The sequence below is a fragment of the Acinetobacter terrae genome (assembly GCF_013004375.1).
Classification (GTDB): Bacteria; Pseudomonadota; Gammaproteobacteria; order Pseudomonadales; family Moraxellaceae; genus Acinetobacter; species Acinetobacter terrae.
Genome location: NZ_JABERI010000001.1, coordinates 347,816 through 367,063, shown reverse-complemented (window position 1 = coordinate 367,063; position 19,248 = coordinate 347,816). Strand labels below are relative to the sequence as shown.

The 19,248-nt window shown below is 42.7% G+C and carries 20 protein-coding genes; 12 read left to right on the top strand and 8 right to left on the bottom strand.

Going from position 1 to position 19,248, the window contains the following annotated elements:
- The first annotated feature begins 38 nt into the window (after window positions 1-38).
- Window positions 39-782 carry a TorF family putative porin gene (locus HLH14_RS01700; RefSeq protein WP_086193097.1) on the top strand — a complete coding sequence of 248 codons (744 nt, stop codon included), beginning with the start codon at window positions 39-41 and terminating at the stop codon, window positions 780-782.
- Window positions 783-841: 59 nt separating this feature from the next.
- Here HLH14_RS01700 and HLH14_RS01695 read toward each other — a convergent pair whose 3' ends face one another.
- From HLH14_RS01695 to HLH14_RS01685, 3 genes are all read right to left on the bottom strand, one after another.
- A complete protein-coding gene (locus HLH14_RS01695) occupies window positions 842-1,351 on the bottom strand; it encodes a GNAT family N-acetyltransferase (RefSeq protein WP_067722471.1) in 510 nt (169 codons plus the stop codon).
- A 6-nt stretch (window positions 1,352-1,357) separates the two neighbouring features.
- Window positions 1,358-2,845, bottom strand: a complete 1,488-nt coding sequence (locus tag HLH14_RS01690) for a YifB family Mg chelatase-like AAA ATPase (RefSeq protein ID WP_067722469.1) — start codon at window positions 2,843-2,845, stop codon at window positions 1,358-1,360.
- A 67-nt stretch (window positions 2,846-2,912) separates the two neighbouring features.
- Window positions 2,913-3,140: an accessory factor UbiK family protein gene (locus HLH14_RS01685; RefSeq protein ID WP_067722467.1), complete on the bottom strand. Its 228-nt coding sequence runs from the start codon at window positions 3,138-3,140 to the stop codon at window positions 2,913-2,915.
- Window positions 3,141-3,419: 279 nt separating this feature from the next.
- Between HLH14_RS01685 and glnK the strand changes: the two genes are divergently transcribed.
- From glnK to HLH14_RS01650, 7 genes are all read left to right on the top strand, one after another.
- On the top strand, window positions 3,420-3,758 hold the full coding sequence (gene glnK / locus HLH14_RS01680) for a P-II family nitrogen regulator (RefSeq protein ID WP_067722465.1): 339 nt from the start codon (window positions 3,420-3,422) through the stop codon (window positions 3,756-3,758).
- A gap of 60 nt (window positions 3,759-3,818) precedes the next feature.
- Entirely contained in the window at window positions 3,819-5,222 is a 1,404-nt protein-coding gene (locus HLH14_RS01675) for an ammonium transporter (RefSeq protein ID WP_086193096.1), read from the top strand.
- Between the two features lie 138 nt (window positions 5,223-5,360).
- Window positions 5,361-5,819, top strand: a complete 459-nt coding sequence (gene nrdR / locus HLH14_RS01670) for a transcriptional regulator NrdR (RefSeq protein ID WP_067722460.1) — start codon at window positions 5,361-5,363, stop codon at window positions 5,817-5,819.
- 12 nt (window positions 5,820-5,831) lie between these two features.
- The gene (gene ribD, locus HLH14_RS01665; RefSeq protein WP_086193095.1) at window positions 5,832-6,935 is read left to right on the top strand and encodes a bifunctional diaminohydroxyphosphoribosylaminopyrimidine deaminase/5-amino-6-(5-phosphoribosylamino)uracil reductase RibD; all 1,104 of its coding nucleotides are present in this window, start codon (window positions 5,832-5,834) and stop codon (window positions 6,933-6,935) included.
- The gene (locus tag HLH14_RS01660) at window positions 6,932-8,224 is read left to right on the top strand and encodes a DNA adenine methylase (protein ID WP_086193094.1); all 1,293 of its coding nucleotides are present in this window, start codon (window positions 6,932-6,934) and stop codon (window positions 8,222-8,224) included. Before ribD ends, HLH14_RS01660 begins: the two co-directional genes overlap by 4 nt.
- Before the next feature lie 27 nt (window positions 8,225-8,251).
- Complete coding sequence (locus tag HLH14_RS01655) at window positions 8,252-8,911, top strand: riboflavin synthase (protein ID WP_067722454.1); 660 nt, start codon at window positions 8,252-8,254, stop codon at window positions 8,909-8,911.
- Between the two features lie 111 nt (window positions 8,912-9,022).
- Window positions 9,023-9,568 (top strand): VTT domain-containing protein, encoded by a 546-nt coding sequence (locus tag HLH14_RS01650; RefSeq protein ID WP_086193093.1) that lies wholly within the window; start codon window positions 9,023-9,025, stop codon window positions 9,566-9,568.
- 115 nt (window positions 9,569-9,683) lie between these two features.
- On the opposite strand, the gene HLH14_RS01645 is transcribed toward HLH14_RS01650, so the two are convergent.
- The 4 genes from HLH14_RS01645 to HLH14_RS01630 form a co-directional block, all read right to left on the bottom strand.
- Window positions 9,684-9,947 carry a hypothetical protein gene (locus tag HLH14_RS01645; protein WP_378320476.1) on the bottom strand — a complete coding sequence of 88 codons (264 nt, stop codon included), beginning with the start codon at window positions 9,945-9,947 and terminating at the stop codon, window positions 9,684-9,686.
- Between the two features lie 96 nt (window positions 9,948-10,043).
- Window positions 10,044-10,679, bottom strand: coding sequence for a cell division protein BlhA (gene blhA, locus HLH14_RS01640; RefSeq protein ID WP_228145894.1), 636 nt, complete (start codon window positions 10,677-10,679; stop codon window positions 10,044-10,046).
- Window positions 10,680-10,704: 25 nt separating this feature from the next.
- Complete coding sequence (locus HLH14_RS01635) at window positions 10,705-11,112, bottom strand: DNA polymerase III subunit chi (protein WP_086193091.1); 408 nt, start codon at window positions 11,110-11,112, stop codon at window positions 10,705-10,707.
- Entirely contained in the window at window positions 11,105-12,553 is a 1,449-nt protein-coding gene (locus HLH14_RS01630) for a leucyl aminopeptidase (RefSeq protein WP_086193090.1), read from the bottom strand. Before HLH14_RS01630 ends, HLH14_RS01635 begins: the two co-directional genes overlap by 8 nt.
- A gap of 159 nt (window positions 12,554-12,712) precedes the next feature.
- Between HLH14_RS01630 and lptF the strand changes: the two genes are divergently transcribed.
- The 4 genes from lptF (at window position 12,713) to HLH14_RS01610 (ending at window position 17,813) form a co-directional block, all read left to right on the top strand.
- Window positions 12,713-13,813, top strand: a complete 1,101-nt coding sequence (gene lptF / locus HLH14_RS01625; RefSeq protein WP_067722442.1) for an LPS export ABC transporter permease LptF — start codon at window positions 12,713-12,715, stop codon at window positions 13,811-13,813.
- A 2-nt stretch (window positions 13,814-13,815) separates the two neighbouring features.
- The gene (gene lptG / locus HLH14_RS01620) at window positions 13,816-14,886 is read left to right on the top strand and encodes an LPS export ABC transporter permease LptG (RefSeq protein WP_086193089.1); all 1,071 of its coding nucleotides are present in this window, start codon (window positions 13,816-13,818) and stop codon (window positions 14,884-14,886) included.
- Window positions 14,887-15,063: 177 nt separating this feature from the next.
- On the top strand, window positions 15,064-16,611 hold the full coding sequence (gene gpmI, locus HLH14_RS01615; RefSeq protein WP_086193088.1) for a 2,3-bisphosphoglycerate-independent phosphoglycerate mutase: 1,548 nt from the start codon (window positions 15,064-15,066) through the stop codon (window positions 16,609-16,611).
- A 26-nt stretch (window positions 16,612-16,637) separates the two neighbouring features.
- Window positions 16,638-17,813 (top strand): S41 family peptidase, encoded by a 1,176-nt coding sequence (locus HLH14_RS01610; protein ID WP_171532508.1) that lies wholly within the window; start codon window positions 16,638-16,640, stop codon window positions 17,811-17,813.
- Between the two features lie 4 nt (window positions 17,814-17,817).
- Here HLH14_RS01610 and HLH14_RS01605 read toward each other — a convergent pair whose 3' ends face one another.
- On the bottom strand, window positions 17,818-19,233 hold the full coding sequence (locus HLH14_RS01605) for a sigma-54-dependent transcriptional regulator (protein ID WP_378320495.1): 1,416 nt from the start codon (window positions 19,231-19,233) through the stop codon (window positions 17,818-17,820).
- Window positions 19,234-19,248 lie beyond the last annotated feature (15 nt).

The window sequence follows — 19,248 nt, the reverse complement described above, 5'->3', positions numbered from 1 at the left end:
AAAAAAACCGTCGTAGCACGATGTGGGGGAATCAAACAATGAAATTAACTTTAAAAGCATTATCTCTGGCTGTATTAGGCGCAGCATCTACCTTCACTTTTGCAGAAGAGGCACCTGCATCAGAACATACAGTGACAGGTAATATTGGAGTGGTGTCTCAATATGTATTACGTGGTAATACTGCAGGTTTAGAAAACTCGGGGGCAGCGGTTCAAGGCGGTTTAGATTACAGTCATGCTTCAGGTTTCTATGCTGGATATTGGGGTTCTACACTAGATATAAGTTATGCAGAATCTGGTGAGAAAAGCTTTGAACATGATTTTTATGCGGGTTTCAGTGGTAAAATTACTGAAGACTTAGGCTTTAAAGTAGGTGGTACTTACTACGTTTATTATCCGTCTGATGATTCAAATGTTTTTGAAACCATGGTGGGCTTAAACTATAAGAGTTTTGGTCTTACTGCTCAAACGCTTACAGACGATGTCACTTGGGGCAATGCAGGGGATACCTATTTTCTTGCCGGTTATAGCTATGGTTTACCGAAAGACTTTACTTTGAATACATCATTAGGCGCGTATTACTATTCTGATAGTGGTGATTTTGAAGGTCTCACTTTAAATACCACAGAGGATTTCAATTTGCGTCATTTAACAGTGGGTCTAAGCCATCCATTGGGTGATACAGGTGCATCAGTTTCTATGGACTATATCATTGGTGGTAAATTACGTGATGATACTGATTTGAAAAATAAAGTTGTCTTAGGTTTGAAATATGGATTCTAATCCAAAAATGTAACTAAAAAGGCGACTCATGAGAGTCGCCTTTTTAGTTTGATAGAATGTTACGAGGTCGCATTAAAAGCCTCATGATAAGTGACTATTCCTTGTGGAAATTTCCCATCAAATGACAAAGCCTGAAAATATTCAGCAGGAACATTTGCTAAAATAAGATCAGGCACAGCTTTAAAACTGAATCCAGAATAAAAATTCGGATCACCTAAAACTACACAACCTTTTGCGCTAATCATTTTCAATTGATTCAATGCTGATTGAATCAGTGCTGAACCGATTCCTTGCAGTTGCCATTCAGGTAAAACTGCAACCGGTCCCAAACCATACCAACCTTGTACGCCTGAAGAAATTTGTACCGGTGAAATGGCAATATGCCCCACAATTTTTTTATTTAAAACAGCGACTAAAGAAAGAGTCAGTGCATCTGCCCGTCTCAAGGCATCTACAATGAAATGCTCAGTATGACTCGAGTATTGCTGATTTTTAAATGCCTGTTCAATCACATGGCTAATTGCCCCATGATCAGTACGATTTTCACGACGGATAAGTAAGTTATGCATCTCAAATTAGCCCTGTTGCGCCCGATAAGACAAAGCTTCGGTTAAATGTTGGCTTTGAATTTCCGAATGCTGGGATAGATCGGCAATACTTCGCGCGACACGTAATACCCGATGATAAGCACGGGCAGACAAGTTTAAGCGCTGCTGTGCCATTTCCATGATTTTTTGTGCTTGCGTATCCAATGGTACAAATTGCTCAAGCTGTTTAGGGCTTAAAGCGTGATTCAGACATTGCTGTCGGTGTATTTGTAGGTTATAGGCTTGAATCACGCGCTCACGCACAGTCTGTGAATTTTCGACCGGTGTTGTATCTTGCAATTCATGCACTTGTAAGGGTGGAACATCCAGATGCAAATCAATACGATCGAGTAGTGGACCTGAAATACGATTCTGATAACGTTTAATTGCATCAGCGGAACATTGGCAACGAATATCCTGATTAAAAGCATAACCACAAGGACAGGGATTCATTGCGGCAATCAGTTGAAAGTTTGCCGGAAAGGTAATTTGCCGTGAAGCACGAGAAATCACAATTTCTTTAGATTCCAACGGTTGTCTTAAAACTTCTAATACTTTGCGATCGAATTCAGGTAGTTCATCTAAAAATAAAACCCCTAAATGCGCCAAGGTGATTTCACCGGGTTTCGGATGTGAACCGCCACCGACTAAAGCGACCGCTGAAGCAGTATGATGGGGTGCGCGAAAAGGCCGCTGTCCAAAGGGATGTGAGGTATTGGAAACGGAATAAATACTGGCCACTTCCAAATTTTCCTGTGCATCTAAAGGTGGCAAAATACTGGCAAGCCGTGATGCTAACAGTGTTTTTCCTGTACCCGGTGGACCTTTAAATAATAAGGAATGCCCACCTGCTGCGGCAATTTCCAAAGCGCGTCGTGGACGGAGCTGACCTTTAACATCGGCTAAATCAAATTTGTACTGATCTGGTGCAGCAGAGTGACTGGCTTGATATTGCTGGATGGGCTGTTGATTAGAAATATGATCGCACACATCTTTTAAATGTTTGGCTGAAAACACTTCAAAATTAGGCAGTTGAGAGGCTTGCTCGGCATTTTGTTCTGGCAAAATCAGTTGATGTCCTAGCTGCTGGCAAGCAATGGCAATACTCAAGATACCGGTGATGGGGCGAAGTTGCCCGTCCAAAGCCAGTTCACCAATAAATTCCAGATTATCTGTAATATTTTCAGATATTTGCCCAGATGCGATAAGAATCCCTAAAGCGATCGGTAAATCAAGACGTGAACCATCTTTTGGCAAGTCTGCCGGGGCTAAATTGATGGTTAAGCGCTTAGTCGGAAATTGAAAACCACTATTGATAATGGCTGAGCGTACCCGATCTTTACTTTCACGAACTGCCGCTTCAGGCAGTCCCACAATGGTTAAAGAGGGTAGGCCCTGACTGACATGAACTTCCACCTCAATTAAAGGTGCATGAAGTCCAAGCAGACCTCGAGTGTAAATTTTAGCAAAAGACATTCTTATTGTTCCGTTATAGTGCGTTATTTTTAGTCGTTTTGTGTCTTTTAGTGCACCAAAAAAGTGCTTATTTATTGTTCTTAATTTTAAGTTCTAATGCTTCAACTTGTTTAAGCAGTTCATTCAAGTGTAAATTGGCATTATTTAGCGCAGTACGTTGACGTTCAATTTCATCTTTTGAAACCAGATCCATCTTGGAAACAGCTTCATTGAGTAAGGCGCGCAAATTATGTTCAATATCTTTTTTGGGTTGGTCGATTTGTTCCATGATTGCTTGTAATAAAGTTTCGATCATTGCTGATTCCCTAACGGTGCAGAAGTATGAGCAGTGTAGCATTGCTCAAACCTAGACTATAGTCCCCATCGATCAGATATAGTTTTGTTCGATGAGTAAAATCGTAAATTTTATAATAAAAATGACTCTTTTTTTAAGATCGGACTACGTTTAAAAGTATAAAATAGGTTATAAAGAAAACTCGTGTCAAAACTCTCTATTTTCCCCCAACCTTAGAAATTTTGGCACGAAATTTGAACATAAAACCTTACTGGTGAAAGAAGCCGAAGGAAAACAAACATGAAGCTCGTAACTGCAATTGTAAAACCCTTTAAATTAGATGACGTGCGTGAAGCACTCTCTGACATTGGTGTTCAAGGGATCACCGTAACTGAAGTCAAAGGCTTTGGTCGTCAAAAAGGTCATACTGAACTTTATCGTGGCGCTGAATATGTCGTTGATTTCTTGCCTAAAGTAAAAATTGAAATCGCTATTAGCGATGACATGGTTGATTCAGTGATTGAATCGATTACCCGTGTTGCAAGCACAGGAAAAATTGGTGACGGTAAAATTTTCGTTACTAATTTAGAACAAGTCATCCGTATTCGTACCGGTGAAACAGGTGCAGACGCTGTCTAATTTGGCACGAAGTTTGCTGAGTACCTAATAACTCAAAAAATACTAGGTTGGGGGATACGAATGAAAAAAATGCTCATTGCGCTGAGTTTGTCTGGCGCACTTTTAGGTGGTTCTGTTGCATGGGCTGAAGAAGCCGTAACAACATCCGCTGCTTCTGAAGATGTCACAGTAGTTGAAACTGCTGATACATCGTTAACAAATTCTGAATTAGCTGCGGCACCTGCTTCAGCTGAAGCAACAGCAGCACCTGTCGAAGAAGAAGTAAAATTAGACACAGGTGATACCGCATGGATTTTAGTGTCTACAGCACTGGTTTTATTGATGACTATTCCAGGTTTGGCCCTGTTCTACGGTGGTATGGTTCGCAAGAAAAATGTCCTCGGCACAATGGCACATAGCTTTGTTGCAGCGGCAGTCGTAAGTATTACTTGGGTGGTGATCGGTTATAGCTTAGCCTTTGGCGAAGGAAATGCATTCATTGGTAGCTTGGATAAAATCATGTTATCCGGCATTACCACAGATGCCTTAACCGGAACAATTCCAGAAATTCTATTTGTTATTTTCCAAATGACCTTTGCGATCATTACCGTAGCTATCATTACAGGTTCGATTGCAGAACGTATGAAATTCAGCGCTTTCGTTGCATTCATTACCATTTGGAGTGTTGTGGTTTACGCACCAATTACCCACTGGGTATGGGGTGGCGGCTGGTTAGGTAACGACGGTGCACTGGATTTTGCTGGTGGTACGGTCGTTCACATTAACTCGGGTGTCGCAGGTCTGGTTGCTGCCTACATGCTTGGCAAACGTATGGGCTTGGGCCGTGAATCAATGGCGCCACATAACCTGACTTTAACTGTGGTCGGTGCAAGCCTGGTTTGGGTAGGCTGGTTCGGTTTCAACGGTGGTTCTGCACTGGGTGCTAACGGTTCTGCTGGTTATGCATTAGTTGTAACTCAAGTTGCAGCGGCGGCCGCAGCAATTGCATGGTTAATTACTGAAAAAGTGGTTCGTGGTAAAGCTTCTGTATTGGGTGGTGCATCTGGTGCGGTTGCCGGTCTGGTGGTGATTACCCCTGCAGCAGGTTTCGTGACTGTAGGCGGTGCAATGGCAATGGGCTTAATTGGCGGTGTCGTGTGCTTCTGGGGTATTACTGCGCTTAAACGTGCACTTAAAGCCGATGACTCTTTAGATGCTTTTGGTCTACATGGTGTGGGTGGTATTGTCGGTGCAATCTTAACGGCAGTGTTCGCGAGTGAATTCATCATGGGTGATAAAGTCCCTGCAGATATGATGCATCAATTATGGGTGCAAATTGAAGGTGTACTTGCAACGATTGCTTACTCTGCAGTACTGACTTTCATCATTCTTAAATTGATTGACTTGGTGATTGGGATTCGTGTTGAAGCGGATGACGAACGTATGGGTCTAGACTTAAGTCAACATGGTGAACGTGTCGAATAATATAAAAACCGATAATCAATATATTGTGTAAAACAGCCCGTAAGGGCTGTTTTTTTTCCATATCTTGCGTAAGTCTCTACAAAGGGCAGAATTTTTGCTACACTCTAAATCCGATTTGATTTGTTCAATTAAACCGCTATGCATTGTCCGTTTTGCAACGCCGCAGATAGTAAAGTTATCGATTCGCGTTTGGCTGCTGAAGGCTGTCAAATTCGTCGACGTCGTGAATGTATTAGTTGCGGAGAACGCTTTACCACCTTTGAAACCTATGAAGTTGTGATGCCCCGGGTGATTAAATCTGACGGCAAGAGCGAACCTTTTGATGAAGCGAAAATGCGCCGTTCATTGATGCATGCTTTACAAAAAAGACCAGTCACACAAGAGCAAATTGAAACTGTCCTCAGCGATATCCAATTACAAATTCGCCGCCTGGGTGAGCGTGATGTCAAATCACGAATGATTGGTGAAATTGTCATGCAATCCTTATTTGCTCTCGATCATGTGGCCTATGTACGTTTTGCCTCGGTGTATCAAGACTTTCAGGATGTAGAAGCTTTTCGACGTCAAATTGAACAAATGCAACACCGTGAACACTAAAAGAGTTTGAAGATGTCTAAGTTAAGCCAAGATCCCATTCACCAAGATCAGCTGTGGATGCAACGTGCGATTGAATTAGCGCAACTTGGACAATACTCAACCAAACCGAATCCAAATGTCGGCTGTGTGATCATTAAAGATGGTCAACTGGTCGGAGAAGGCTTTCATCCTCGAGCAGGACAACCGCATGCGGAAGTCTTTGCCATGCGTCAGGCAGCAGATCATGCCAAAGGCGCAACTGCTTATGTGACTTTAGAACCTTGTGCACATTATGGTCGTACACCACCTTGTGCCAAAGGCTTGGTGGAAGCAGGTGTGGCTAAAGTAATTGTCGCTTGTCCTGATCCGAATCCACTGGTGGCAGGCAAGGGTGTACAAATTCTAAAAGATGCCGGCATTGAAGTTGAAGTGGGCATTTGTGAACAAGAAGCAGAAAAACTCAATCTTGGTTTTCTTAAAGCCATGGCAACCGGTATACCTTATGTCCGTTTAAAAGTGGCTTCAAGCCTTGATGGTCGTACAGCCATGGCATCAGGGGAATCGAAATGGATTACCGGACCTGAAGCCCGTCAAGATGTGCAGCATTGGCGTGCCATTTCTGGTGTGGTCATTACCGGGATTGAAACGGTACTTGCAGACGATTGTCGGCTTAATGTGCGTCAGCTGAATGGTATTGAAGATATCACCAGCATTGTTCAGCCCAAACGTCTGGTGCTCGATCGTCAGGGACGTTTACCCCTCAACGCAAAAATACTTCAGCAGCCCGATACGCTCATGGTCATGGGACCGTTCCGTCAGGAACTTGCTGATTTAGGCGTGCTACAATTTGCAGTACAACCTTTAAAAGACTTGCTACAGACCCTATCTACGCAACATCAAATTTATGATGTGCTGGTGGAAGCGGGGGCAACATTATCGACTGCCTTTTTACAACAACAGTTAGTCGATGAAATGATCAGCTATGTTGCACCAACATTTTTAGGTCAAACAGCACGTGCAATGTTTAGTGCGGAATTTAGCCGTATGGCAGAGCAACTTCGATTTAAGCTCATGGAGGTCACCCAATTGGGGGATGATGTGCGCTTAAGGTTAATCCCTTCTCAAGAGACAGTATGAATTCAGAGTCTTCGGTTTATCATAAACGTCGTCATTCAGCACGTACCACAGACGAATATCTTTTCAATCAGCTTGTTCCGTATTTAGGCAATAAGCGTCGTTTACTTCATCTGATTTTGGAAGCACTTGAGAGCACGGGAACATTAAATAGCAAAAATGGTCGTGCCCCGATTTTCGCTGACTTTTTTGCAGGCTCTGGTGTGGTTTCACGTCTGGCGCGTCAAAATGGTTATCGTGTGATTGCCAATGACTGGGAACCGTATAGCCATGCTTTAAATAGTGCAATTTTATCCTGCACAGAAGCACCGGCATTTAAAGAGTTGGGTGGTTATCAGAAAGCTATTGATTACCTGAATCGTTTGCCGGAAGTCAAAGGCTGGGTAACGCATAACCTGTGTCCGCGTAATGACGAAATTTATGATCCGGCACGTGATCGTCTATTTTTCAAACGCCGTAATGGCATGCGTATCGATGCGATCCGTCAGCAAATTGCCGCGTGGCAGGCACAAGGGGCAATTGATGATGTCGAGATGAGTGCCTTGCTTGCGCCCTTGCTTTATTCAGCCAGTTTTGTCAGCAATACCAGTGGGGTATTCAAAAGTTTCCATCATGGTTGGGGTGGTAAAACCCAAACCGCTTTGGAACGAATTGAATCATTACTCTGGCTGACACCCAGTCGTTTCTGTGCCATTGGCGAACCGAAAAAACCGGCAGCAGAAATGTGGTGTGTCGATGCTCAGCATCTTGCCAATCAAATGAGCAGCTTTGAAGTGGATGTGGCTTATCTGGATCCACCGTATAACCAGCATGCGTATGGTAGTAACTATCATGTACTGAATGCTTTAACCTTGTGGGATCAGGCTGATTTGCCGACTCCAGATACCAAAGGCTACAAGAGCGGGATTGACCGTGCATGGCGTAAAGAGCGTCCAAGTCAATACAACTCTTCCAAGCATGCCAAAGAAGCCTATGAGAAATTGGTTGCGACAATTAATGCACGTTATATTCTGACCAGTTATTCTACCGATGGTAATATTGAAGCCGGTGATTTGCTACAGGCGAACTTAAAACGTGGTCGTGTGACTTTGCTCACGCAAGATGTACCACGCTATCGTGTCAGCAAACAACGCCAGTCAGAACGCGCACGTGTACTAGAGTTTATTGTGATTACCGATACCCATGCCAAATCTGGTCCACCGCTGCGCCAACTCTTGGGTCAGTTGTATCATTTTGCTGAACTGGGTGGTGTCGATACCACCGGCGTGAGTACACAACTGGCATTGTGGTAAAACAAAAATATAAATAGAGAACAAGTTATGTTTACAGGCATTATTGAAAGTCTAGGCAAAGTGGAAAGTTTACAAAGCGTGGGCGGTGATGTCCGTTTGCGTATTGGCACCAGTCTCGACATGTCGGATGTTCATTTGGGCGATTCAATTGCCACTAACGGCATTTGCCTCACTGTGATTGAATGGGGCGAAAACTGGTACGCTGCCGATGTCTCGCGCGAGAGTTTAAATCGCACCACCTTAGGCACATGGAAAGTGGGTCAGCGCGTGAACGTGGAAAAAGCCATGCTGCCAACCACACGTTTTGGCGGTCATATTGTCAGTGGTCATGTCGATGCTGTCGGTGAAATTACTGTTGTGCGTGAAGATGCCCGTTCAATTTATTATGAAGTGACTGCGCCGGCTGAAATTGCCAAATATTTAGCTGAAAAAGGTTCGGTGACTGTGGATGGTATTAGTCTGACCATTAACCATTTACGCGGTAATGTGATTAGTCTCAATCTTATTCCGCATACGGCTGAAAGAACCAATATTGGCACATGGAAAACCGGTGCTAAAGTCAACTTGGAAGTCGATGTTTTAGCGCGCTATATCGAACGTTTAATGCTTGGTGATAAAGCGGCTGAAACAAAAGAACAATCCAAATTAAGTATGGCATTTCTGGCAGAAAATGGCTTCTTGAAGTAAAAATCCATAGAATAGAAAACAGTCTGGTTGAAAAATTAGGCTGTTTTTTTATTTTTATTTATGGTTTTTAGTAATTTATGCAAATAATAAAGTGCAAGTGGGTAGGTGCAAATGCTTGATTTTTTAATGCATATTGAACAATGGTTACCGACTTTACTGGACAACTATGGTCAGTGGATTTACGCCATTTTATTTCTGATCATTTTTGCAGAAACTGGTTCTGTATTCATGTTCTTCTTGCCTGGGGACAGCTTGCTGATTGCCATTGGCGCACTATGTTCAACCACCGATGTGATCCATTTACACTATATGGGGCTATTACTTTTTAGTGCTTCTGTATTGGGCTATATCGTCAATTATTATACTGGTCAGGTGTTGGGATTTAAATTTTTTCATGAACATTCACGGTTTTTGAAACCTGAATATATTGTTAAAACCAATCATTATTTTACCAGACATGGTGGAAAAACCATTCTGGTTGCACGCTTTGTGCCGTTTGTCCGTTCATTTGCACCTTTTGCTGCAGGGGCGGGGCACATGAATATTTTTAGTTTTATGCTTTATAACGTAGTAGGCGGGCTGATCTGGATTAGCTTGTTATTAGGTATGGGCTATGGCGTAGGCAATATGCTGGGACTTGCCGTAGATTTAATTTAGTTTTTAATGATTCGGGTCGTATTTAAATTTACTTGAATTGAATAAAAAATTAAATTTATTATATTGATTAAAATAACAATAGCCCACCGAAGTGGACTGTTTTGATTGATCTATTTCAGTGTTTGGTAATCGTGACAGATGTGCTGGCAACCCAAGAGCTTAATGCCACTGGAGTAGAAACAGAAAATTGTCCTTTTTCCGCTTCTCGGGAAATATAAATTGAAACTGAGTGGAAGTCGGCATGGCTAATCCATAAATCTTGAGCAGATACACTCCATTTTTCACCCGAATCCAGTGCCGCAATTTGAGTGGAAATTTGGTTCAAGATATCCATTTTTTCTTCCTGAATAAGATGATGTTTAAGCATTTCAATAGTCATGTTTTTAAATCTATTTAAAAACATGACTATCTTGTGACATAAACATGTCATTTATATGACAGTAGAAAAATAGCCTAGATCAATAGAGATAAGAAATTAGTGCTTTGGTTTCTCTGTTGATAAATCAGAGTTTTTCAAAATATAGTCAATTTCTTCTTGGCTGGCTTGATGTAACTTGGCACGAAATACCGTCACCGCCTGTTCAATGAGGGTCTCAGCTTCTAACTCTAAACGTAAACGCACGCTTTCCAGTTCCGAGAGTACTTCATGGTCATGAATCGACAGCATGCCTCTGGAGAAATTCAGTGCTGAGCCTTCAGGATTCTTATGATAACGCGCTGTATAAACTTGGGTTTCATGATCTAAAGTTTGACGAATAAAGGCCAAGGTTTGAGTTTGTTCGGCAAACTGTCTGGCTTCATCTAACTGCAATGCTTGAGCATAGGCAGCTTGTGCTGCACGGTTTTTTTCCAGTGACTGTTCTAAAGCACGTTGCTTGCGCAAGCGGGCTTCTTCAATCAATTGTGCCTTACGTTCGATATAAGCACGTTCAATTTTTTCATAAGAGAGCTGTTGTGCTTCTTTATCTTTTTCTAACCACTTTTGAATATTGGTTTCAGGTTTCAGCACATTGCAGACGCGGTGTAGGTCATCAATAAATGCCTGACGAACAGCCTCAGGCACATTTAACCAGCGCTGTTTAAAATCTTGACCGACATTTAATGCCACCACATATCTCCTTATTGCAATTGATCGGCTAAAGCTTGAAAGTTCGCGGTTCAATACCTAGGCGTCGATATTGTTTAAATTTTTCACGCCCCAGCTGTTTTGCCGATTCATTATTTTCGATGATTTCTATAATGTGACTAAATTTATCAATCTGTTCAATAGCTTGATTGTTAAAATTAAACACAATCCAGTCAGATTGCTGCGGCAGTCGAGCTGAAATACAAATTGTAGCGCGTTCTTGATCAATCCCATGCGGAATAAAACTGCTGGGATCAAAACTCCACAATCGTTCATCTAACTGCTGTTGCAAGTCCAAATCTTCACAATACAACCAGATATGTTCAGGCTGTTTCAGAATCTTACGGCACAAACGGCAAGTGCTTTCCACTTGCCGTTCGGGACTTTTTTCAAATAAGTAAAAGCTAACTTTAGCCATTCGACTGCGCACGATTCGCCAGGAATTGAACCAGTAATGGAACAGGGCGACCAGTTGCACCTTTCGCTGTACCTGAGTTCCATGCTGTTCCAGCGATGTCTAAATGTGCCCAACGGTATTCACGGGTGAAGCGTTGCAAGAAACATGCTGCAGTCACCGAGCCGGCTTTCGGTCCACCAATATTGGCAATGTCGGCAAATGGAGAATCAAGTTGCTCTTGATAATCTTCAAGCACCGGCATGCGCCATACACGGTCAAATGAGGTTTGACCAGCAGCACTGATTTCCGCAGCCAGTTCATCATCCGGTGTAAACAGGCCAGTTAGAACCGAACCTAAGGCAACCACACATGCACCGGTTAAGGTTGCGATATCAATCACCAGAGCAGGGTTGAAACGTTTGATGTAGGTCAAGGTATCGCATAAAACCAAACGACCTTCAGCATCGGTATTTAAAATTTCTACCGTTTGACCGCTCATCGTGGTCACGATATCACCCGGACGGGTTGCATGACCTGAAGGCATATTTTCAGCTGCAGCAATGGTACCGACTACATGAATTGGCAGTTTGGATTCACAGAGTGCGCGCATCGTACCGAGTACAGAAGCTGCACCACACATGTCAAATTTCATTTCATCCATACCCGCACCAGGTTTGAGTGAAATGCCGCCGGTATCAAAAGTCACGCCTTTGCCCACCAGTACGATAGGCGCCTGTTCGGTATTGGCCTGGTATTCCATGGTAATGATGCGTCCCGGACGATCTGAACCTTTGCTGACTGCCAGGAAAGCGCCCATGCCGAGGTCAGCCATTTGCTGCTCATCAAGAACGGTGACTTTTAATAGTTCAGGATATTCAGCCGCCAATGCTTGTGCTTGTTCCGCCAGATATTCAGGGAAACAGATATTTCCCGGACGATTGCCTAAATCACGTGCCAAGCTTTGACCCGATTGCACTGCATGGATCAAGCTGAGTTGTTGTGAATTTAAAGTGCTATTGCTTGAAATGAGATGAATTTCTTCAAGGATGAATTCATTTTTCTTCGATTTATATTCATCAAAAGCATAACCGGCTTGGGTTAAAGCCAAAGCAAATAAATAATGATGTTCAGGTGCTAAGGCAGAAATATCAATACTGATCTGTTTGAATTTTTTTTGTGACGCTTTGATAATGGTTTGTGCGATTTTTGCTAATTTAGCCGGCTGAATTTCAGCTGCTTTATCGATCCCAATGAGCGCACTATTGCTACATGCCGCCACTTTCCCGATAAGGGGTAAAGATTCGCTTAGACCAGCTTTGAATTGTGCGGCTTCTACTAAAGTATTTAAATCATTGATTTCATAGGCAGTCGCTGCCTTTTGAAGCTGCTCGGAATCGACTAATATCAACAAATAGGGGCTAGATGCATTCTCTTGGAATGACGTATTAATTGTCAGTTTCATGTTCTGTATTCATGCCTTTGAAAGTTTGCAAACCATTAAACCATTGAAACATTTCTATGAATAGAGTTTCAATGCGCAACAACAGTATAGGTTTTATATTTTCACCATTCGGGTAAACTAGCGCTAGTTTTTATTAGCCTCTTTTTTGGAAGAATTAATTTGATTATTCGGCGTTATCTGGTCAAGCAAGTGGTGTCTACATCCTTGGTTGTGATTGCCTTGCTTACCTTGATCATGATGGGTGGTCGACTGATCAAGTACTTTGGTGTGGCGGCACAAGGTCGTTTAGATGTCAGTATTTTGTTCAGTATTATTGGTTACCGACTGCCAGAATTTTTAACCCTGATTCTTCCACTCGGCTTTTTTATCGGTTTGATGCTGGTGTTTGGTCGTTTGTATGTCGACCATGAAATGGCAGTCCTCAACGGCAGTGGTGTCAGTCGGCATCAGCTGGGGCGCTTACTGATTCCGCTTACTGTGGTTTTTCTTGCTGTTCAAACCGTGTTGATGGTGTGGATGTCTCCGTGGGGGATTCGCCAGTTTGAAGAGCTGACGACCAATCAGGCGGTCAGAACCGGTTTCGATTTAGTGCGTCCAAAAGAGTTTATTTCCTCAGGCCCCTATACCATTTATGCCGGGGATTTGTCAGAAGATCGTCGTAATCTCAAAGATGTGTTTTTCTATCAACGCGCGGAAAACCCGGGTAAACCTGACGTGATGATTTTGGCCAAGGAAGCAACTCGTGTAGAAGTTGCCAATGAAACGGCCAGTATTGTCGATTTATATGAAGGGCGCCGTTACGAAATTTTCCCCGGAAAACCGAAATATACTCAAGCAGAGTTTCAATCTTATCGTTTACGTTTAGAAAGTGATACCGAAGCCAAATTTGAAAGTGCCGAAGTCGAAGCGTTACCCATAGCGAAACTATGGAGCAATCGTGATGATCCTGTAGTTGCGAGTGAACTGGGTTGGCGGATCTTCGTTCCATTTTCAGTGGTTGCGGCTTTAATCTTGGCGATTGCACTTTCAGAAGTGAGTCCTCGTCAAGGACGCTATTTAAAACTATTCCCGGCTTTACTTATTTTCGCCAGTTTGATTGTGGCACTGATGGCAGTGAAAACCCGTGTCAGTAAAGATGAGTTAGGGATTTGGGCATATCCTTTGGTGTTGATCGTGTATGGCATTGCTGGAGCATTGTTCTCCCGAAAACAAAAGCTCGCCCCTAAAATCAAGAAACGAATTCAGCAGGTGAGGTCTTAAAAATGTTAGCACGTCGAATCATTGCCAAACATGTGACCAAAACCACGGCATTAGCCATGTTGGGTGCAACGGTTATTTTATCGGTTCTGCAAGTTTTATTTACCTATTTAGGTGAATTGGGTTCCTTGAATGAAACTTATAATGCATGGCAGGCACTGCAATATGTGTTATGGAGTGCACCCAATTATCTGTATGAAATTTTACCGATCTCTGCATTGATTGGGGCTGTGCTTGGTCTGGGCACTTTGGCTTCCAATAGTGAACTGGTAGTGATGCGTTCAGTCGGTATTAGCTTATGGCGCATTGTCGGTTGGGTGATTCGTTCCGCATTAATCTTAGTGGTTTTGTCCTTTGTACTCAGTGAATGGGTGATTCCTTATACCAACGAGCAAGCCAAAAGCGTGAAAGATCACCGCAGTGTCAGTTCACTGGGTGAAGTCAATGGTTACTGGACTCGCGAAGGTCAGCGTTTTATCTATATTGATTATGCCAATGCCAAAGGTCAGCTGAAACATGTCCAGGTGGTTGACTTTGATGATAGTTATCGCTTGAAAGGTGTTTTAAATGCCGAGCAAGGTCAGTTCGTTAAAGATGGTGATTGGAATCTAAAAAGTGCTGCGCAAATGGATATTTTGCCGCAAGGTAATTCAACCCTGGTAAAAACCGATCAGTTGCCTCTGGCTTTAGCCTTGCAACCAAAATATGTGCATATGGTTACGATTGACCCTGAAGATTTATCGCCGAGTCAATTGGTGAGCTTTATGAGTTATATGCATCAATACAGCCAAGTACCGAAAACCTATAAGCTGGCATTTTGGCAAAAAGTCGGTTCGCCATTTGCACTCATTGCCTTGGTACTGATTGCATGTTCCTTTATTTTTGGTCCCTTGCGTCAACAGTCGATGGGTTTTCGTTTGGTGATTGCCTTATTTATTGGCTTGGGATTCTTCTATCTGCAAGACTTCTTGGGCTATGCAAGTTTGGTGTATTCACCTTCGCCGGCATGGTTCGTATTTGTACCGATTATTTTCATGACTTTAGTGGGCGGTTATCTGCTGCGACGCGCACGTTAACTGTTGAATAGGGTCTGTTAACATTTCATAAATGGCAAACATAGACGAAGTCTCAACAGACCCTACAGTGATAAAAACAATGTGCATGATCCGCTTTAGTCATGATCTGCACATAGAGTCTTGACCGAAAATTCGGTAAGATATGACGATGAAATTGTAAACAAAAGAGTGTTCATTATGACGGATGCAACTGCTGGCAAAATCCCTCACGTATTGGTAATTATGGATGGTGTGGGTCATCGCGAAGCGGTCGAAGACAATGCTTTTCTGGCAGCAAAACGACCAAATTTAACTGCTATGCAACAAAAGCATCCACATGGTTTGATTTCAGGTTCGGGCGAAGATGTCGGACTGCCGGATGGTCAAATGGGCAACTCTGAAGTGGGTCACATGAACCTCGGTGCAGGTCGTGTGCTGTATCAAGATTTTACCCGGATCACCAAAGATATTCGTACCGGCGCTTTTTTTGAACATGAAGTATTGATTGATGCGGTAGAAAAAGCCAAAGCAGCGGGTGGTGCTGTACATATCATGGGTTTATTGTCACAAGGTGGCGTGCATGCGCATGAAGACCACATTGTTGCAATGGTGGAATTGGCACTGAAACGTGGTGCAAAAGTTTATTTGCATGCTTTTCTGGATGGCCGTGATACTCCGCCAAAAAGTGCACAACCATCACTGGAAAAATTAGATGCAGTCTTTGCACAATATCCGGGTCAAGGTCGTATTGCGACCATGATTGGCCGTTATTTTGCCATGGATCGTGATAACCGTTGGGATCGTGTTGAACAAGCCTATCGTCTATTGACTGAAGGTGAAGCTGCACGTACCGCAGCAACCGCGGTTGAAGGTCTGGAACAGGCTTATGCGGCAAATGAGTCGGATGAATTTGTCAAAGCTACCCGTATTGGTGAGTTGGCTAAAATTCAGGATGGCGACAGCGTTGTATTTATGAACTTCCGTGCCGACCGTGCGCGTGAAATCACCAAAGCCTTTGTCGAAAAAGAGTTTGCTGGTTTTGAGCGTAAAGTAGTTCCAAACCTGTCTAAATTTGTGATGTTGACGCGTTACCAAGCGACAATCGATGCGCCTGTTGCCTATATGCCAGAAGCATTGAAAAACTCGATTGGTGAATATTTATCAAACTTGGGTAAAACCCAACTGCGTATTGCTGAAACTGAAAAATATGCGCACGTGACCTTCTTCTTCAGTGGTGGCCGTGAAGATGAATATCCAGGTGAAAAACGTATCCTGATTCCATCTCCAAATGTGGCGACTTATGATCTTAAGCCTGAAATGAGTGCTTATGAAGTTACCGATGAATTGGTTGCCGCAATCAACTCGGGTGAATATGACTTGTTGGTGGTGAACTTTGCCAATGGTGATATGGTTGGACATACCGGTGTATTTGATGCTGCGGTGAAAGCCGTTGAAGCGGTCGATACCTGCCTAGGTCGTGTATATGAAGCAGTGATGGCACAAAAAGGCCATATGCTGATTACCGCTGACCATGGTAATGTCGAGCAAATGCAGGATTATAAAAGTGGTCAGGTACATACTCAGCATACGACGGAATTGGTTCCTTTCATTTACGTAGGACCAACCTCTGCGACGATTGCTGAAGGTGGTGTACTGGCAGATGTGGCACCAACATTGTTGAGCTTAATGCAAATTCCTGTACCTGAAGAAATGAAAGGTCGCAATTTGATTACTTTAAAATCATAAAATTAACACGATAAACAGGTGAAAGGATGGCTTTACAACGCTGGAAGATGGTTGTCACTTTAACAACGTTATTCATCTGTGTGAGCCATTCTGCACTTGCTGCATCGAAAGACCAACCTGTTTTGGATTTTGATGATGAAGTCGAACAAAATTATGCTGAAGTTCCGGTGGAATCGATTCAGCAATTTGTTCAAATCTATAGCATTGTCAAAGAAAATTATGTTGATGCCAAAAATGATGATGCATTATTTCAACAAGCGATTAAAGGTCTGGTTAGTGGTCTAGACCGTTATTCACGTTATTTAAGTCCTGAAGATTATAAGCAGCTATTACAATATACCGAAGGTGATATCGCCTCTGTCGATTTTGAACTGATGTATGATCAGCAGTTACATCAGTGGGTCATTCATGGTTTAAAGGATAATGCCGATTCGGCCAAGCAAGGTTTGCGCAATGGTGTGGCTGTATTTAAGATTGATGATCAAGAACTGAAAAAACTCAATCCAAATCAGGTCAATAGTCTGCTCAATGGCTCGATTGGTTCGACCTTAACTTTGCAACTGGCACAAAATAGCAGTCCGATTATTTTGGTTCGTAATAAAAAAATAGAAACCGATATACAAGCCAGTGTCTTGCATAATCAAGTTTTAGTGATCAAAGTCAGAGTTTTTCAGCAAGATACTGCCAATGAGATTAAACGCTTAATTGAAGAACATTCTTCCTCACGTCTGAAAGCAGTGTTGCTTGATTTAAGAAATAATCCAGGCGGATTATTATCTGCCGCGGTTGAAACGGCTGATTTATTTTTGAATCAAGGGGTGATTGTTTCCACCAAAAGTCGTTCTGAAGGCGATCAACAATTTCAAGCTTTACCGAGTTTTGAATTTCAAAATTTAAAGCTAGGCATTTTAATCAATAACCGTTCTGCCTCAGCCGCTGAAGTTTTTACTGCGGCAATGAAAGACCATGGTCGCGCATGGGTCGTCGGGGAGAAAAGCTATGGAAAAGGGGTGGTGCAAAAGCTATTTCCTCTTTCCAACGGTGCCGCTTTACAGATGACGGTATCGCATTACTACACCCCTAAAGGGCAGATGATTGAAGGTGTCGGGATTCAGCCGAATCAGCAATACCTGCTGCAACATGAGATGAAAGAGGAAAACTATCTTGAACATGTTGCAGAAATCATTCTAAACCGTAAATAACAGTTTATTCATCATCCGTATCCAAGCCAAATTTCTTTAAGCGGTAACGTAGAGAACGAAAAGACATGCCCAGTTTTTTGGCTGCAAGCGTTCTGTTCCAATGGGTTAAGTTTAGGGCATTGAGTAAAATATCTTTTTCAATATTTTCCAGATAAAGCTCTAAACCTTCATCGGGTAACTTTTTAGCAGAAACTAAAATGTCACTACGAAAAACATTACTAGCTTCTTGCTGATGATCCAAAGGTGTCACCGTTGGATAACGCAACGGCGCACTTTGTAGATGCGGTAAATCAATTTTATCCTCATCACTCAGGGTGATGGCGCGTTCGATAATATTACGCAGCTCTCGAACATTACCCGGATAATATTGGCTCAGCAAAAAGTTTCTCGCGCGTTCAGTCAGTTGTTTTTGAGGGATACTCCATTCCTGACTAATTTTTTGAATAAAATGATGCGCCAATAAAATAATATCATCACCACGTTCACGCAGTGGCGGAAGAACCAGATCCATCACATGAATACGGAAGAATAAATCTTGTCGAAATCTACCTTGTTGCACCAATGCTTCCAAGTCTTGATGGCTGGCACTAATCACACGAAAATCGACATCAATTTCAGCATCTGAACCGACGGGACGAATCCGTTTTTCTTGTACGGCACGAAGCAGTTTGACCTGCATGGTTAAAGGCAGTTCAGCAATTTCATCTAAAAACAGACTACCACCGTGTGCAGATTGAATCAGACCTTGTTTGTCCTGAGTTGCACCGCTAAAGCTGCCTTTCTTATGTCCAAACAGTTCACTTTCCATCAGTTCCGTTGGAATAGCGCCACAGTTAATTGCAATAAAAGGCCCTTCATTACGATTGCTGAGTCGATGTACCAGATTGGCAATGACTTCTTTTCCTGTGCCGGATTCACCGGTAATAAAGACTGGTGCTTGAGAACGGGCAATTTTATTTAAAGTAATGCGTAATTGTTGAATCGGCAGCGATTGGCCAATCAATAATTTTTGTTCCAGACTATCTTCTTTGCTTTGGAAGTTTTCGATTGGTTTATTCAAAGCTTTTTGTAAGAGTTGTTCCAGGTGTTTCTGATTGATGGGCTTGCTGACAAAATCAAAAGCCCCTGCTTTTAATGCCGCAATCGCAATTTCCATATTGCCATATGCGGTCAGCACAGCCACAGGTAGGGCTGGAAGATGTTGACCAATCCATTCTACCAATTGCAGTCCATTACCATCTGGTAAATTCAAATCCGTTAAACAGGCATCATATTTATTTTCAGATAAGCGTTTTTTCGCCTGTTCAAGACGATGTGCGATATGCGTTTTGATGCCCATGCGTGATAAAGACATTTGCATCAGCGTACACAAATCTTCCTCATCATCCACCAATAAAACAAGTGGTTGTCTTTCCACAATTACACCCCAGCAATA